Here is a 16,526-nt window from a genome sequence, read left to right on the forward strand (position 1 = left end):
GATAGGTCATTTTCAAAGAACACTTTCCTAATCTCTTGCCAAAGAGATATTTACGATGCAACCTTTACGGGCGCACACATGAACTTGATGTATTCGGCCATCAGCGGTGAAGCGATGGCTTTCCATGCCTCTTCGATGACCAGCACCTTGCGGTTCTTCTTGATACGCATTTTCTGCAGGAACACATCCATGATGATGAGTGTGACCAGCGGGAAAAGCAGCGGATCATCTTTTATACTGTCGATTTCAAAGACGACAAAGGTCTCGTCGAACAGCGAGCTGTCCATGTTCTCGTTCAGCGTCTTCTCGTGGTTGCCGCCCCGGTAGAAGTCTTTCATCATATAGCGGTAGGTCGCCAGTTCGATGTCCGTGATGCGGTTTTCCTCACAGATGTCGGGAAGCCGCTGCACCGAATATTCATAGAATGAGTTGAATGACAGCTCCTTCACCTTCAGTTTCTTGCGGCGACTCTCAATCTTGTTGATGATGCCCTCTATGCGGACGGCCCGTTCCTGTTCGCTTTCCTTCTCGTGTTCCTTGCTGTTGCGCTCGTCGATGAAAAGGCTTTGGCGAAGGTCTTCCCGTTGCCGGGGAGTAAAGCCTTCGAAACCGTTGAAATAGGCATCGTAGTAATCCGTGATGACATGTTCCACCAGTCGGTCTTCCGTTTGCGTGACCGTACCCTGCGCCCCTTTCCAGATGAGCAGAACCAAGTTCTTCAGGAACCCTGTCTTCTCCACGTTCATCTCTTCCCGGCGGATGCGGAAAGGGTTCATGGTGATGGGTTTTTCCTCGGTGTAGCTGATGTATTTCCCACCGAGGTATTCGCAAAGTCCCTCATAGGAGTTTCCCGTGTCCACCATCACCACATCCGTTCCCTGCTCATGCAGCTGTCTGACCACACTGTTCATGTGGAATGACTTCCCGCTGCCGGAAGGTCCGAGACAGAAGAAGTTCGAGTTGTCCGTCATTTTCTGTTTCCCCTCTTTTCCCGTGATGTCGATGGCCACAGGCACGCCCTGGCGGTCGGTATAATAGATTTTCAGCGGAGTGTCCTCGCTGTGCAGCACCCGTTCCTTGTACATCAGGCACATGGCCGCATCGGAGAGTGTCAGGAACCGGTCGTATTCCTCGCTCAGGCTGTAGCAGTTGCCCGGAAACGAACTCACGAACAGCTCCAGTTGGTTGTATGCACGCTTGCTGATGTGGATGCCCATGCGTCCGAAAGCGTTCTCCAGATGGTTGGTGCATTTCTGCAGGTCCGTTCCGGCAGGCACGCCCACCACCAGGTTGAAATGCGTGTACACCAGCTGCCGACTCTCCCTGGCAATCACCTCCTGTACACGCTTGATGTCATCCACAGCCATCTTGTTGCCGGGATTCGGTATGCTCGCATGGCGGTTCTTCTTCTTGTCGAGCAGCGACAGTTCCCGCTTCTGATTGGGCAGGAACACAATCTGGTTGTACACCACTGTCTCGGCATTCGGGATATTGTCCACTACCGATACGAGATCCACCGGCATCTCTGCATTGTTCACTTCAATGTTGGTGTAGGGGCGTATCAGTGAAGGCAGTGTGGCACAGTCCACATCCACCAGACTGTACACCTTGCAGCGTTTGTCGCCCATTGACACCGTTTCCTCGTCGGCCTTGAAGTTGCTCATGGAAACCGTCCGGTCCTTGAAGTTCATGGCAAAGTAGCGGTCCACATATTCGCTCGCTTCGGTCTTGTTCAGGAACCTGGCCTGTACACCGCTGTCACGCAACTGATCGTGTACCTTGCGGACTTTCACGAGGAAGTCGCGCCATTTCCTGTTGTCGAAGGAGAACAGGCGGCTTTTCTTCGCTTCTTGCGTGATAGTCAGGTAGCAGAGGCTGTCCGTGTAGGACCGTCCCTTGAAGTAGCGGAAGTAGGATTCCGAGAGAAACTCCCAGTTGCCCTCCGTTTCCTGCTCGAAGCGTTTCCTCACGAAGATGTCCTGTTTGTGGATGGCATATCCTTCACCCAGCGTCAGAGCCAGGGACGAAAACAGGTGCGTGAAGTCATAGAAGCCGTTGATGTCCGCCGAATACTTCTGTACCGGGTTCTCGATCTTCAATACGGCTGAATATTCGCCCGTCTTGGTGTAAAGCACACCTATGCCGTCCGTTTCCTCCACCGTAAAATAGATGTCCTGGAAGATACGCTTGCGCTTGCCTCCTGTGCCGAACGCATAGACCGATACGGCCATGCCTGCGCATAGGGCGATAAAAAATAAGATAACATATAGGGTCATTCCGATAGTCTTTAAATTAAATCAGGGCAGGTCTGCCTCGGCTGGAGGCGGACCCGCCCGCTTTCAACAATCAATCAGCCACACACATTGCCGTGATGGTTTTTCTTCTGCTGTCAGATTTGGCGTGAACTGGCATACACATACACGCCTTGCTTTACTTTCTTGCTGTGCAGGCCTTTCCGCTGCTTGAGGATGATCAGTACGATGCCTCCCGACAGGACGGCAGCCAGTATGACCAGCCCGGCTACGAAGCCGGCCAGGCAGTAGGCGGCGATGAAGCCGGCAATGGCTCCTCCCGCCACACCTGCCGCCCAATAGATATAGCGACCTTGCAGTCCCATCAGTTCAAGAGGCTGCTGCAGCCCCTTGAACAGCGGATAGTCCGGATAATATTCCTCACTGCCTTTCATCGCCTTTTTAGCTTTAGATGTCAATGCCGAAGAACATGGGCAGCGCCTGGGCAGCCGCAATCAGGAAGAGGCAGGCACCAACAATCATCATGATCTTCTTCTTGACGTCCTGTTCCTCGTTGTTCATGGCGATATACACTGATATGGCTCCGATGATGGCTACCACACCTGCAATGGCATAGCAGAGCTTGACCATGACCGGCACATATTTCACGATTTCCTCGGCCACGGTGGACAGGGCCGTCGTACCGGCCGAGTAGTCTCCTGCCGTGTTTTGAGCCATAGCCGGAATACCGCCTGCCAGGGTCAGGGCAAGCAGGACTGCCTTGTTCGATACTCTCTTGAAACTCTCCTTTGCCTTGCGGCTCGTCTTTTTGATTTTCTTCAACATACTTGTCTTTGTTTTTGAGTGATACTTATTGTTTTTTTATTGCTGTTTTGACTGCTTCTTATGGTTTGTCGGTCTATATGCGATAGCCGAAAAGAGCCGGGAATACGATGGAGGCTCCGATGATGAAGAGACAGGCTCCGACCAGTGAAACGATGGATTTCACAACACCGTCTTCGCCCGTATTCATCTTGATATAGATCTGAAGTGCGGAAACAACCACAAACACGGAGGCGATAGCGTAGCAGACATACAGCACATAGAGCATCATCGTTACCACGAAGTCGTGCATCGTCGCCAGCGCATCCGCACCCCAGCTGTAGTTTACGCTGCCGCTCTTGGCCATTGCCGCAGAGGGGATCAGGCACAGCAGACACAGTATTTTTCTTGTTCTCGGCATGCTACAATCGGTCTTTTAAAGGTTTCCATTCCAGTTCCGGACGGTTGTCTGTCTTGCCTTTGGCAATCATGGCCCTGTAGAGTTCTTCATCCGTGAATGCGTCTGACAGGTAGGGCGTAGTTTCTTCCATCTGCTCCTCCATCCGGGCCTTCAGGCGTTCCAGTTTCTCTTCCATGGCAGTTTCCCCGGTGCCACCGGCACGCTCTGCCTCCTGTGGTGCAGGCATGACGGCGGATCCGACCTCCGTTTCATACTGCTCGTCACCCACATGGAAGCCCGTGTCGCTTTCCGTTACCGTGACACTCTGTTCCTCTTCCGGGTCGCCGAGATCAAACACCTCTTCTTTCGGTTTGTCTGTTCCCTTTTTTCCGTACAGGTCCTGTACGATGATGACCGCATAATAGATGACATAGACTACTGTAAGGACAATGATGAAAATGAAATATGATTTCATATCGTTTGTTTAATATGATTATTATATGAATATGATTCGCAAAATAAGGACGGATAATTGTAATTGTGAAAAGATTGTCTATAAATCAATATGTTTTTATATAAGATTCCTCCAAAATCTTAAAATCATATTTAAAAATCATATTCTAATCAATATTTGAAGGACAAAACAAGAGAGGTCGGAAAATAAATAGAGGACAACTCTTACAAGTTGTCCTCTTTATTATGCGCACATCAATGGGTTATTCGGAATACTCTATTTCTGAAAGCCATGCCGTTTCCTCTATCCATTGACAGATGTAATCCCGATGAACTACAGTCTTTTTCCGCGCAAGTAGTCATTCAGGTCCTTGTAGTCAGTGTAGCGGACAGACTCGCTGCTGACACGACCGCCATACAGCCCGGCAATGGTCTCCGCTGTCTTTTGTCCGGCGAGGTCATTGTCGAGATAGCAATGGATATGCCCATAACCTTGCAGATGTGCCAATGTTTTTCTGAGGTTGCCGACTGAGTTCATTACCAGGTAATCACAGGCAGCGTCAATACAGATGGTATTGTCCTTCATCTGCCGGAGTGTCAGGTAGGACAAAAAGTCCATGAATCCCTCAAACAGGCAGATGCAGCTCTGCACTTCACCGCGAAGGTGCGGTATCAGGGATACGTCTTTACTGTTGATACACCCCTTGTAGTAGGCATTGCGTACCTCATATCCGCCGGAAACGTTTCCGAAGGCCAGAGCGAAATAATGCCGCTGGCGCAGTTCGTAATGGACCTCCTTGCAGAACATCCGCCCGATGTCCGCATCAATCATCCTCGACTGGAGATACGAGAGCAGAGCATGGTGTCGCAGAGGGACGACCATCAGGTTTTTCATGTCTGTTTCCACCGGACGGGGCGGAGCGGCAGGCAACCGTATTCTCGGCAAGGAGGCATCACCGGCAGTCCGTTCGATGTAGGCAAGTGCCTCGCTTACGCTGCCCATTCCGCAAAGGTATCTCCCCAGTTCCACCAGGTCACCGCCGATTGCTTCGCCAAAGTCGTACCATTCATTTTCCCGGTCGTTGACTTTGAACGACGGAGCGGCCTCTTTCCGCAGTGGCGAAAGATACCAGTACTGCTCCGATTTTACATACTGCGCATGGTGGCCAAGTCGGGCCAGGAAATCCACGATACGCACACTTTTTGCTTCTTCTATATTCATGGCTGTTTCTTTTCACTTGTTTGCACAAAACCAGTTTAGTTTGGTTTATGACCCTATATAGATAGATACTAAATTAAACTGAATTATATAGGCCCGCGCCCGGCATCATTCTTCTTCGAAAAGCATGGTTTCCGCTGGGGACATGTCGTAGTAGAAAAGCTTGTCCCGTTTGACAATCAGTTTCAGAGTATCCGTCAGGTATTGCAGCAGCTTCACCATCACGTTCCGTCCGCGCTTGAACCCGATGGTCTCGTAGGCGACCATCATAGCCTGCAGCATGTTCTCGAATCCGCGGATGGGCTTGTCCCCGAATGCGGAGGAGAGGGCTTCCCGGTGCTGCTCGACTGTCAGATCCATAAATCCCGTCCGCTGTTTGGGTTTCGCGCTTGGAAGGCTGTCGGACAGGTGTCCTTCTGCGAGAACCGGCAGACCGCCCTCGTTGACCGTAAAGGCAAAGGGCTTAAACTCTTTCTCCCGGATATGGAGCGCATGCACCTCGCTGATGTTCGGCTGCTCGCTGTTCTTGCTGATGACCAGCACGGTCTCCGCCTTGTTGCTCATTTCCGTACCTATATGCCCCCGGACATTGTTGTCTCCTTTGTTCAGATGCAGTACGCAATGGATGTGCAGGTCATATTTCGACGACCATTCCATCATCTTGTTGATGACTTCCACCGATTCGCTGGTGCTGTTGATGTCGAGCATCAGGTCACGTATGCCGTCGATAATAACCAGGCCATAGCCTTTCCTCTGTCGCAAGGCGTAGTCGATGACTCCGATGCGTATCGCCGGCGAATATTCACGCAGGCAGATGAAGTCAAGATTCTCGCTGTCGGTTGTCGGTGGCAGTCCGACCAGCCGCAGGATACGTGCCAGTACGTTGTGGCAGTGGAAGCGACTCTGCTCCGTGTCCACGTACAGGATTCTCTGCTTTCCTTCGGGCAGGTGTGCCCGGTAGTTCAATACCTGCTTACCGGCCAACGATGCGGCGACAATGGCTGAGACATTGAATGTCTTCTTCGATTTGGCTTTGCCGGTCGATGCGCTGAAGTTACCGAGTGTGGCGATGGTAGAGTTGTCAATCCAGATGATTTGCGGCGGCGTTTCGTAGGTATCCGTCGCACGGATCTGTGAGGCGGAGAGAATGTTTGACAAGAGACACTCTTCTGGTCCCATATCCAGACTGGGGTCAGTTCTTCTTTCGTTTTCCATAACGTCTCTGGTTAAAGAACGGTTGGGCAGCTGCCGCTTCGTTTGCCATGCGTGCCGCTTCTTCCGCTGTCGGTTCATAGTTCTGTTTGAGCCATTTGTCCAGCTCCTCCTTGGCGAAGTAGAGCATCTTGCCGCGTGGCTTGAAGTGTGGAATCTCCTTGCTGGAAGTCAGTTTGTAGAGCATGCTTTCGGATATACCGATATACATGCAGGCCTCCTGGAAGGTGAATACCCCCTTCGTGGTATAGATGTTCTTTTCCAGCAACGCGATACGTTCCAGCAGGCTTTCCACCGGATCCAGTTTCTTCAAGATAGTCTCAATGTTGGTGAGACGTTCACTCAGCTGTTCCATGAATGTCAATCTGTTGTTTTGCATACGAATGATTTTTAAAATTAGACAATGGAAGTATGTCCTCCGTTATGTAGCGCGCTAACGGAGGACAAAGGTAGGGCAGGAAAGCTATATTGCTTCAATCTGCAGATTGATAGTTGGGAAGTGTCAATGCAACTATCAACCTTTTACCTTTCACATACTTCACTTCTTGGCACTTTTTGTCATTTTGCCAGTTCATCCACGGCCTGTTGTATACCATAGGCTGCCGATGTCATCTTCTTCCGTAGGGCGGTCAGGGAAGACGAAAGGTTCGACTGGCTGACGAATCCCTTTCCGCTCTTGCGGACCAGTAACCGTCCTGCTTCCAAGGTACTCTGCCATTCGTATCTGATAAGCGAATGTTCGAGGAGCGAATTGAACAGGATTGCCACAAGCCGGAGTTTGTTCACACGGATGCTGAACCCTTTCCGGCAGGCAAACAGGGCTTCCATATCCTCGACACGTACGTCAGAAACGCAAAACAGATGATAAGCATTGGCACAGGCCGTTATACTTATCATCTGTTTCCGGGTCAGGTTGCATTCCAGCGAAAGCGGACGCTCCCAAATCTTTTCTGGGTCACAAGGCGTGACCGGAGGTGAAAACGTGTCATACGTCTGTTTCACCTCCATACACTTCTCAAACGAGAAGTCTGTGGCAGCAAATAGCGGTTGGACAAGATGGGCGCAGTCATACAGCATCCCTTTGAGGATGTGGATGTTCATTTCATGGCAGTTCCGGCACATTGCATGGTCGCAGTCGATGTACCTGTGGCTGTTCACGAAATCCTCCACGTAACGGTGATACTGCTTGCTGCCTGTGACAACATCACGGAGATACAAGGTTCTTGCTTCAGCGAGCAGGGCATAAAGTTCCTGCGCTGCATCCTGTTCTGTCACGAAATGGTGCAGATGTTCATTCCCTCCAAAAAGAGAGAGGGCCTTTGTCAGGTCTTTTCATTTTGGATAATTTTAAAGAATTTATAATATAGTCAAGAAGGGTGTTGTCCCGGCTATCTGTCTGTTTCCCGAAAACAACACCCAAATAAGCGTCTGCTAAAATTAAACACAGATATGAGTTATTCGACAATCTCAGTCAAACAGACCGTTTGTCAGGTTCACCGCGTCATCTTTTTTCTTGTTGACAATCTTGGCGTAAACCTGCGTCATTTTTACGGATGTATGACCGAGCAACTTTGAAACGGTGTACAGATCCGCGCCCAAAGTAAGCATCATTGTGGCGAATGTATGGCGGGCGGTATGAAAGGTAAAATGCTTGGTAATCCCGGCTTTGACGGCCCACGGCTTGAGACATACATTGATGTGAGCCGGCAAATGGAACACAAAATCGTTACCTGTCTTGTTACCTTGTTCAGGCATCCACTTCAAAGCTTCGTTGGAGAGGGGGAGGTAAATCGGCTCCTTCGTCTTCTGCATGCTTACCGACAGACGGTATTGTCCGTTGTCAAGAAAAACATCTTTCCATTTCAATCCTACGATATCACTGATTCGCAGTCCGCAGAAGCAGGAGAACAAATAGGCTCTCTTGACTTCCTCGTTCTGTATCGGAGTGGCAATCAATGCCCGTACCTCTTCGATGGTCATATATGAACGTACGCTTTCCGGCATCTTGGGCTTTTCCGACTTGTCCATTTCGTTGAACGGATTCCGCAACATGCGTTTGGCGCGCACAGCTGCATTCAGGGCACCGTTTAGAATCTGGTAATAGGTATTACGGGTAGAAGCCGCTATCAGCTTTCCTCTGAAGCGGTAGGTTGTCAGCATATAGTCAATGTATCCCTGGCAGAAAGACAAGTCAACCCGATCCAAGGTATATCGGTCTCCGGCGTACTCCTGCAGGATGCGGATAACAGACTTTATGTGGTCTATACCTTTTTTGCCTCGCTTTTTCTGGTTCTCCCTGTAGGTGTTCATCCAGTCCAGCAGATAAACCTTCTCCACGTGGTTCACGATCCCGGCTTCACCGCTGGTCAGCTCGATGATACGTTTTGACTTGATAGCATTGGCGGCAGCCATTGTAATCTCGTTCTGATGCCGAGCATTGCTGTCCGTTTCCGGAACAAGGTACATCTTCAAGTACTCGTATGACCTTTTACCGTTCCGGTATATATCCAGATACAAACTCTTGCAGCCGTCAGCCAAATCTTTTGTCCGAAGGCGGATAGGTTCCTTTACTTTTTTAGGCTTCTTTACTCGTGGCATAACTGTGTCCTTTCATTTGTTGTTTTCCTATCGCAAATATACGAATAAAAGCCGAATCTAAGAAACAAACAAGAAACAAAAATGTACCTAAAAACAACAAAAATAATGAAAGTACAGAAAACAACTGAAAACTCAAATAGCTATTTAAATCATTGATATAAAGCCTATTTATATATAATTATTTGGATTTTGTTTTCAATCAATATGCGTATGGTTCTTTATTGGTAATAATGTACACCTTTGTAATGTAATATCAGGATACAAAAATATAATAGTCTTAAAAGTTTCTTTTATATGAGATTTTATATATTTTTGTATGACCGATGATTGTTAATCTATTCTTATTTGATATTTATGCAGGAACATAGACAAAAATACGTTTGGGACTTTTGGATAATATTCTTTATTATTATTTCTATATTTTATATGGGTTGTACAAGTGGAAAGCCATTTCAATATAGAGAGGAAGTTGCTAGGCAAATGTCACTCGCTTTGCAACAGAAAGATGTGTATAATCAAATGAAATTGAATGATATAGATTCTATCCGGAACTTCTTGAATACTAATTCGAACAGGATGACATGTGAAGAAAAGTTTCAGGTCAATGTAGATTTGTATAATGAATTTAAGTTATATTCTTTTGATTCGGCCTTTCATTATGCTACCCAGTTGTGTAGGATAGCTAATGATATAGACAGCTCCGCATATAGAGTAGATGCCAGAACCCGATTGGGATATATTTTAGCGCGAGGAGGCTTTTTTAAAGAAGCTATCGATTCGCTTTCCTCTATTCGAATTGATAAAGAAGTACTGCCTGCAAAGGTCTTATCAGACTATTATATTAGCTTTGGACGTGTTTACCACGATTTGGCAGATTATACTAAGGACAATGTGTTTTCATCCAGGTATAATCAAATAGGGAATGAACTTTTGATGGAAAGTTTGCCTTATCTTTCCGATTCGTCGACAATCTATTATGTAAGAGGAAAAGTAGCTCTGAAAGAAGATAAGTTAGCTAAATCCAAACAACTTTATCAACGAGCTTTGGAACTATGTGATACTACTGATGCGGAAACACTTTCTGTTCTTTTGTCCACGATGGCGTATGTCAACCGTAAATTGGGACTGAATGATGAGGCTATTCACTATTATGTGAAGGCGGCTGTAAATGATATCCGTAGTGCCACAAAAGAATCAGTGTCTATGAGAGGACTGGCGACTATGCTATACTACTATAAAAATGATGTGAATCTTGCTTCCGAATATATAAATGAGGCTTTTGAAGACGCAACTTTTTATGGAACGCGTCACAGGATTAACGTTATCGGAACATTGTTCCCTGTTTTTGTTGGGGAAAAACTGGGTATAGAGCAGGTTAAACGGCAGACTTTTCAAGATAGTTTTATTTTAAGTTCTGTTTTTGCGGTTGTATTAATAATAGCTATCATTTACATTTTGATGCAGATGAAGCATCTGCGACGTTCTCGCCAATTATTGGAAAAGTTGAATTTGAAATTGTCGGAAGCAAACCGGATTAAGAACTCTTATATAGGACATTATCTGGATGCTACTTTTAAACTGGTCAACCAGCTCGATAATTTTGTATTAGTAGGACAGCAAAAACTGGATAGCAAACAGTATGATTCTCTTTCCTCGATGATTCATAATCTGAATTCGGATTTTAACAGGAAAAGTGCATTTGCCGATTTTGACCGGACATTTTTGTCTCTGTTCCCGACATTCGTCGAGAGCTTCAATTCATTGCTTCAACCAGATGATAAGTTTGTTCTGGAAAATAAAGGTGCATTAAATTCTACCTTGCGTATTTTTGCCTTGATCCGGTTGGGAATTACAGAATCTGAACAGATTTCGGAGATTTTGGGGTATTCTGTGAATACAGTTTATAATTATAGAGTTCGCACTCGAAATAAAGCAGTTGATCCTGCAAATTTTGAAAAAGATGTCAGAAAAATAGGTCTTTAGGGTTATATAAGGATGTGCGAATCCCTATATTTTCACCCTTGTTGTGAAATGATAAATAATTGATTAATAGTGCTATATGGGTTATAAAACCCTATATTTTTATTATACAGCGGGTGTAACCTTATACTTTTCGGTAGGTAATTTCTAATTTTGCCTATGCTTCGATTAACGAAGAATGTAAATGGCTTAAATCAACAAAGAACCGTGAAAAGTATGAAGAACTACAGCAGATTATTCTTATTACATCTAATTGCTTTATTTGGGGTTTCCATCCCGTCTCTGGCAATAGATACAAATTCCTCTTTAAAGCTGCAGAAAGGAAATTTCAAGATTCTACTATCCAAGAACGAAATGGAGCCAGTAAAATTGGCAGCAAAAACTTTATGCAAAGATTTTGAGAAGGTGATGCATTATAAACCTGAAATCTTTCAGAATACTGATGATACACAGCAAATCGATATTGTTATTATAAATGAGGCGGTGGATAACCCTTTGTTTCAGTCACGATTTATCCGTCCTTTGGATGGTTTTGAATCTCACAGGGTATATTGTAGCCCGGAAGAAAAGCGCATTTATCTTCATGGAAAGGATATGCGTGGAGCTATTTATGCCATTTATACTTTTAGCGAGTTATTTTTAGGAGTGCCGCCCTTATGGTATTTTTGCTCGTGGGAACCACAGTATAAGAAACAGGTAGAGATAAAATCGAGCTTTGACTATTTTAAGAAGTCACCACAAGTCAGGTATCGCGCATGGTTTCCTAATGATACAGATTTGTTCAAACCTTGGAGGCGGTTGTCAAAAGAGAATGATGAGCTGTGGCTTGAAACGATGCTTCGGTTAAAACTGAATACGGTAGAATTAGAGGCAACGGTTACTTATCCTGATTATAAACTGAATAGTCAGGCTGCTTTATTACGCAAATATGGACTTGTACTAACTTCTCACCATCATGTTGCTTGCAACAATAATTTAATGAATTGGGCAGGATATTGGCGAAAAGTACGTGGCGTCGAACCACCGGAGCTACTTTTGTCGAATGAGAAAGCTTTGATTGAGTTTTGGCAATATAGTATAGAGACGGTATGTCGCAACAAACAGGAAAACTTGTGGCAGATTGCTTTTCGTGGTGTAAATGACCAACCTTTTTGGGCCGCCTTCTCTGATGCGCCGAAAGATGATAAGGAACGTGCAGATATTATTAACCGTATGATCCGTATACAGCTGGCTATGATAAAAAAAGCAACCGGTGAAGAGGATCCTTTCGTGCGAATGACCTTTTATGATGAGCTTTCTGATTTGTTGGCTAAAGGTTATTTACAACCTCCAACTGGTAAAAATATGCTCTGGACTTTTGTTGCAGGACGGAGAGATCATTATCCTTATGATGATTTGGTCTCATTCGATACGACGAAACAAGTGAAGCTAGGTTATTATATGAATCTCCAATTTACTTCAACCGGCGCCCATCTGGCTCCTGCAGAAGGCCCTTGGAAAATGGAAGCCAATTATCGTTATGTGAATACCCGCGGTCCGCTAACTTTTTCGGTGGTTAATGCCGGTAATTTAAGGGAGTTTGTGATGGAAATGTCCGCTAATGCTCGTATGATGTGGGATATGCAAGCATATAATACAGATTCTTTCTTGATTGATTTTTGTTCTCAATATTTTGGACAAAAATATGCTGAAGAAGTAGCCAAGCTTTATCACGACTATTACTATGCTTATTGGCAGCAGAAACCGTCTGAATTTCCGGGAATGGAACGTCAGTTTATATTCCAGGATTTGCGTTATTCCCGTGTTTTCGATCAGATAGGTAAACGTTTTAGCGATTTTTCTCCGAATCCGCTCTATGACATAGGATTTGAACGGGTTCCCGGACGTTCATTCCGCATTGATGGCAATAACCAAGTTGATTCATTGATTGCAGGTATGAAAAAGACAGCTGTGCGTTTTGAGGAAGTCTCTCAACGTTGTGAGAATCTTTTAAAACGTTTGCCAAAGCAAGACCAACGTTTTTTTAGGGATAATTTGGCTGCTCCTTGTCATTATATGGCAGCATTGAGCCATTCATTATATCATTTTGTCTCTGCTTATAAAGAAAAAGAAAGTAGTAAGCGCGCAGAAAACCTGGATATTGCTATCCGGCGATTGGAAGAGGCGCGTGATGCACTATATGATACCCAAGAAGGAGTGTTTTCAACTTGGTATGCCGGCGACTCGGCAGATGGTAAATTTAATATTCCAGCCAAGCTTAAACTATTAAGAGAACTGCGTAACAAAATATAATAAGGCAAATCTTTATCATATTCTTTCTCTCCTTGGGAAAGAATATGATGAGGTCATTGATTGAATGATATATTTTAATAGGCGAAAGGCGTAATATATTAAAATGCTAATTCGCTTCATAATAAATTTGTTAATTAAATAGAATCACTATGAGACATCAAAGCATGAAACTAAAGTGGATGTGCCTGCTTTTTCTGTCCCTGTTGCTTTCTCCTCCTTTGCTTTGGGGACAAAATCACAGCATCAAAGGGCAAATAGTAGACGCAAAAAGTAATGAGCCTTTGATCGGTGTGAATATCACCGTTGAGGGAACTTCGAATGGAACCATTTCCGATGTGGATGGTCATTTTACATTAACGGCGACTCCCGATGCTGTGCTAAAGATTTCTTATATCGGATATAGGGAGATACTTTTAAAGGTAGCTGACTTGAAAAAGGATGCTATTATCTCTCTGGAAGAGGATAGTAAGCAATTGGAGGAAGTTGTAGTGGTGGGTTATGGAGTGCAGAAGAAAGTCACCAGCGTAGGTTCCATCACGCAAACCGGTGGTAACGAACTGATGAAAGGTGGTAGTGTAAACTCGGTATCCGAAGCGCTGCAAGGAAAGCTTAATGGAGTGGTAGCCATCAATTCGTCGGGCATGCCGGGCGACAATGAGGTTAAAATGTATATTCGTGGGAAAAGTACTTGGGACAATACCGATCCGTTGGTGTTAGTGGATGGCATCGAGCGTAACATGAATGATGTTGACATGAACGAAATCGAAAGTATCTCCGTGTTGAAAGATGCTTCGGCAACAGCTGTTTATGGTGTTCGTGGTGGTAATGGCGTTATCCTTATCACAACCAAGAGAGGTACTGATACGGCTCCGGTCATCAACTTTTCTGCCAATTACACTTTTAAATCACCGACCACAAGCATGAAGCTTGCTGATCACGTTACTGCCATGCAGGCCTATAACATGGCAATGGCCAACGATGCCAGTTGGGACAAGTTGATACCACAATCTACCATTGATGCATGGAGCAGAGCCTATGCAGAAGGCAACTATGGAGCTTACAACGATGTGTTTCCCTATGTTAACTGGTGGGATGAATTGATAACGGGCGGATTTACTCAAAACTATAATATCAACATACGTGGTGGAACCGACTATATGAAATATTTTGCTTCGGCGGGTTATCAGGGTGATGGAGATATTTACGACCTGAAAAAGAATGACGACTTTGATCCGCGGCATACCTACAAACGGTACAATTGGCGGTCGAATTTCGACTTCAACTTCACCAAGTCTACCAAGCTATCCATTAACATAGCCGGTAGCATGGGTTATCGTAACAAGTCGATTGATAACGACAGTCCCTTTAATCGTATTCTGACCGAATCCACTAGCGACCATCCGATTATGTATTCTGATGGCAATTGGGGTGATGATGAAGAAAAGAATCCGGTGGCCAACATGAATCTGGGAGGTGCCAAACTTCGTAAAACGTTTCAGGGGTGGTATGATGCATCTTTGGAGCAGAAACTGGATTTCATCACCAAAGGATTGAAAGTGGCTGCAAAAGTATCTTATTCGTCTTCGTCGACTACCAATACCGATGTTTATCGTGGAGGAGGCTCTGCCGATCAAGCCTTAAAATCCATTGTCCGGTATCACCGAGTCTATGATTATGCCAATCCGGTGGTCAATACCGATGGGACCATCACCTATCCGATGATAGAAGATAAAAGGCTTCCGACTTCCGAATCGGTGCCTCTGCCTCCCGGTGTGACTATGTGGGACGGATTGGATGCCTATACGCGTCGTTTCTATTATGAATTTTCTGTTGCTTATAATCGATCTTTCAACGATCATAATGTAAGTGCGCTTGCTTTGGTCAACCGTAAAATCTATGACGAAAGGTACACGGAGAACAATACCCAATATATGCGTTTCCCTAACTACAATGAAGACTGGGTGGGGCGTGTCACCTACAACTGGAAAGAGCGTTACCTTACGGAAATGAATATCTCGTATACTGGTTCCGAGAAGTTTGCCCGTGGAGAACGGTTTGGTTTGTTCCCTTCGTTCTCCTTGGGATGGCGGCTTTCGGAAGAACCGTTTATCAAGAAAAGTATAGGCAAGGTACTTACAAATGCCAAGTTCCGTTATTCGTGGGGTAAGGTAGGCTCCGATGCAGGTGCCAAGAGGTGGAACTATATACAGCAGTTTACTTCGGACGGCAACATCACGTTGGGTACAGATGCTTCCGGTCAGATTTGGGGGCCTTTGTATCATGAAGGAGATGTAGCCAACCTCAATTCCACGTGGGAGAAATCAACGAAACAAAATCTGGGTATTGAGATTGGATTGTGGAACAAGCTTGACATCACGCTCGATCTTTTTGACGAAAAACGTAAAGACATTCTGATGGAGCCTCAAACTACTTCTTTCATTACGGGAGCCAAGTTCAATGCATTAAACATTGGTTCCACCAAGAACCATGGATTTGAGTTAGAACTGCATTACAACGATAAAATAGGTTCCGATTTCCGTTATCATGTAGGTTTCACATTGGCCTCGAGCGAGAATAGGGTAGTATTTCGCGATGACCCTGTCAACGGTCCCAACCATTTGAAAGAGGCGGGAAAACCTATCGGGCATCAAAACCGCTACTTGGCGGTGGGTAATTATGAAACTATCGATGATGTATTTAATAATGCGCAGACCGGTTCCATCAATTCGGTAGCTCCCGGTCAGGTGGTGCCTGGCGACTTTATCTACATTGACTTCGATTCCAATGGAATTCTCAATGGTCAGGACAAAGTGGCAGTAGACGAGCTCAACTATCCGTTACACACGTATGGCTTGAATCTGGGCTTTGATTGGAAAGGGTTGAGTTTCAGTGCTATGTTTTATGCGCCTACCGGTGTTTATAAATTGGTAAATTCTGTTTATTCCGCTTCGTTTAAATCCGGGAAAATTAATGCGCAGCCTGATGTGATGAATGCGTGGACACCAGAAACAGCCAATACTAGCGGTGTGAGAGCACCCGCTTTGCACCTGACAAATGACGGTGCTTTTAATGGAACCGAAAGTACTTACCGCTATCAAAACTTCTCGTACTTGAGACTGAAAACCATGGAATTAGGATACAATCTGCCCAAGAAGTGGTTGAAAACGGTAGGGTTGAAGAGTTTGCAAGTTTACGTCACCGGAAACAATTTACTCACTTGGTGGGGCGGCGACGACCGTATTGACCCCGAGGGCGAACAAGCCAAATATCCTATCTTACGTTCGTTTACTTCGGGCGTGCGAGTTTCATTTTAATCTAT

12 protein-coding genes and 1 pseudogene are annotated in these 16,526 nt (G+C 45.5%); 3 read left to right on the top strand and 10 right to left on the bottom strand.

Annotated features, from left to right (window positions below):
• Positions 1-77: 77 nt before the first annotated feature.
• The 10 genes and pseudogenes from LPH68_RS13225 to LPH68_RS13270 all read right to left on the bottom strand — a co-directional run.
• Positions 78-2,276 (bottom strand): annotated as a pseudogene (locus tag LPH68_RS13225) (helicase HerA domain-containing protein); the annotation flags it as partial.
• 113 nt (positions 2,277-2,389) lie between these two features.
• Positions 2,390-2,686 (bottom strand): DUF4133 domain-containing protein, encoded by a 297-nt coding sequence (locus LPH68_RS13230; RefSeq protein WP_230296954.1) that lies wholly within the window; start codon positions 2,684-2,686, stop codon positions 2,390-2,392.
• Between the two features lie 13 nt (positions 2,687-2,699).
• Entirely contained in the window at positions 2,700-3,077 is a 378-nt protein-coding gene (locus LPH68_RS13235; protein ID WP_230296955.1) for a DUF4134 domain-containing protein, read from the bottom strand.
• A gap of 73 nt (positions 3,078-3,150) precedes the next feature.
• Positions 3,151-3,474 carry a DUF4134 domain-containing protein gene (locus tag LPH68_RS13240; protein WP_040596945.1) on the bottom strand — a complete coding sequence of 108 codons (324 nt, stop codon included), beginning with the start codon at positions 3,472-3,474 and terminating at the stop codon, positions 3,151-3,153.
• Between the two features lies 1 nt (position 3,475).
• Entirely contained in the window at positions 3,476-3,928 is a 453-nt protein-coding gene (locus LPH68_RS13245) for a hypothetical protein (RefSeq protein ID WP_230296956.1), read from the bottom strand.
• 312 nt (positions 3,929-4,240) lie between these two features.
• Entirely contained in the window at positions 4,241-5,128 is an 888-nt protein-coding gene (locus tag LPH68_RS13250) for a toprim domain-containing protein (protein WP_230296957.1), read from the bottom strand.
• 105 nt (positions 5,129-5,233) lie between these two features.
• Positions 5,234-6,340 carry an AAA family ATPase gene (locus LPH68_RS13255; protein ID WP_230296958.1) on the bottom strand — a complete coding sequence of 369 codons (1,107 nt, stop codon included), beginning with the start codon at positions 6,338-6,340 and terminating at the stop codon, positions 5,234-5,236.
• Positions 6,318-6,716: a helix-turn-helix domain-containing protein gene (locus LPH68_RS13260; protein ID WP_149918973.1), complete on the bottom strand. Its 399-nt coding sequence runs from the start codon at positions 6,714-6,716 to the stop codon at positions 6,318-6,320. Before LPH68_RS13260 ends, LPH68_RS13255 begins: the two co-directional genes overlap by 23 nt.
• A 179-nt stretch (positions 6,717-6,895) precedes the next feature.
• Positions 6,896-7,612: a hypothetical protein gene (locus tag LPH68_RS13265; protein WP_230296959.1), complete on the bottom strand. Its 717-nt coding sequence runs from the start codon at positions 7,610-7,612 to the stop codon at positions 6,896-6,898.
• A 192-nt stretch (positions 7,613-7,804) separates the two neighbouring features.
• Positions 7,805-8,935, bottom strand: a complete 1,131-nt coding sequence (locus tag LPH68_RS13270) for a site-specific integrase (RefSeq protein ID WP_230296960.1) — start codon at positions 8,933-8,935, stop codon at positions 7,805-7,807.
• Positions 8,936-9,454: 519 nt separating this feature from the next.
• Between LPH68_RS13270 and LPH68_RS13275 the strand changes: the two genes are divergently transcribed.
• The 3 genes from LPH68_RS13275 to LPH68_RS13285 all read left to right on the top strand — a co-directional run bounded on the left by LPH68_RS13275 (position 9,455) and on the right by LPH68_RS13285 (position 16,521).
• The gene (locus LPH68_RS13275) at positions 9,455-10,918 is read left to right on the top strand and encodes a DUF6377 domain-containing protein (RefSeq protein WP_225450213.1); all 1,464 of its coding nucleotides are present in this window, start codon (positions 9,455-9,457) and stop codon (positions 10,916-10,918) included.
• 351 nt (positions 10,919-11,269) lie between these two features.
• On the top strand, positions 11,270-13,207 hold the full coding sequence (locus LPH68_RS13280; protein WP_306462967.1) for a glycosyl hydrolase 115 family protein: 1,938 nt from the start codon (positions 11,270-11,272) through the stop codon (positions 13,205-13,207).
• 149 nt (positions 13,208-13,356) lie between these two features.
• Complete coding sequence (locus LPH68_RS13285) at positions 13,357-16,521, top strand: TonB-dependent receptor (protein ID WP_087322864.1); 3,165 nt, start codon at positions 13,357-13,359, stop codon at positions 16,519-16,521.
• Positions 16,522-16,526: the final 5 nt, after the last annotated feature.

Source organism: Bacteroides sp. 1_1_30, from assembly GCF_020982715.1.
Lineage (GTDB): Bacteria > Bacteroidota > Bacteroidia > Bacteroidales > Bacteroidaceae > Bacteroides > Bacteroides xylanisolvens.

Coding starts and splice junctions, on each gene's coding strand:
- LPH68_RS13230 (WP_230296954.1), bottom strand. CDS start 2,686: ATGAAAGGCAGTGAGGAATATTATCCGGACTATCCGCTGTTCAAGGGG.
- LPH68_RS13235 (WP_230296955.1), bottom strand. CDS start 3,077: ATGTTGAAGAAAATCAAAAAGACGAGCCGCAAGGCAAAGGAGAGTTTC.
- LPH68_RS13240 (WP_040596945.1), bottom strand. CDS start 3,474: ATGCCGAGAACAAGAAAAATACTGTGTCTGCTGTGCCTGATCCCCTCT.
- LPH68_RS13245 (WP_230296956.1), bottom strand. CDS start 3,928: ATGAAATCATATTTCATTTTCATCATTGTCCTTACAGTAGTCTATGTC.
- LPH68_RS13250 (WP_230296957.1), bottom strand. CDS start 5,128: ATGAATATAGAAGAAGCAAAAAGTGTGCGTATCGTGGATTTCCTGGCC.
- LPH68_RS13255 (WP_230296958.1), bottom strand. CDS start 6,340: ATGGAAAACGAAAGAAGAACTGACCCCAGTCTGGATATGGGACCAGAA.
- LPH68_RS13260 (WP_149918973.1), bottom strand. CDS start 6,716: ATGCAAAACAACAGATTGACATTCATGGAACAGCTGAGTGAACGTCTC.
- LPH68_RS13270 (WP_230296960.1), bottom strand. CDS start 8,935: ATGCCACGAGTAAAGAAGCCTAAAAAAGTAAAGGAACCTATCCGCCTT.
- LPH68_RS13275 (WP_225450213.1), top strand. CDS start 9,455: ATGAAATTGAATGATATAGATTCTATCCGGAACTTCTTGAATACTAAT.
- LPH68_RS13280 (WP_306462967.1), top strand. CDS start 11,270: ATGGAGCCAGTAAAATTGGCAGCAAAAACTTTATGCAAAGATTTTGAG.
- LPH68_RS13285 (WP_087322864.1), top strand. CDS start 13,357: ATGAGACATCAAAGCATGAAACTAAAGTGGATGTGCCTGCTTTTTCTG.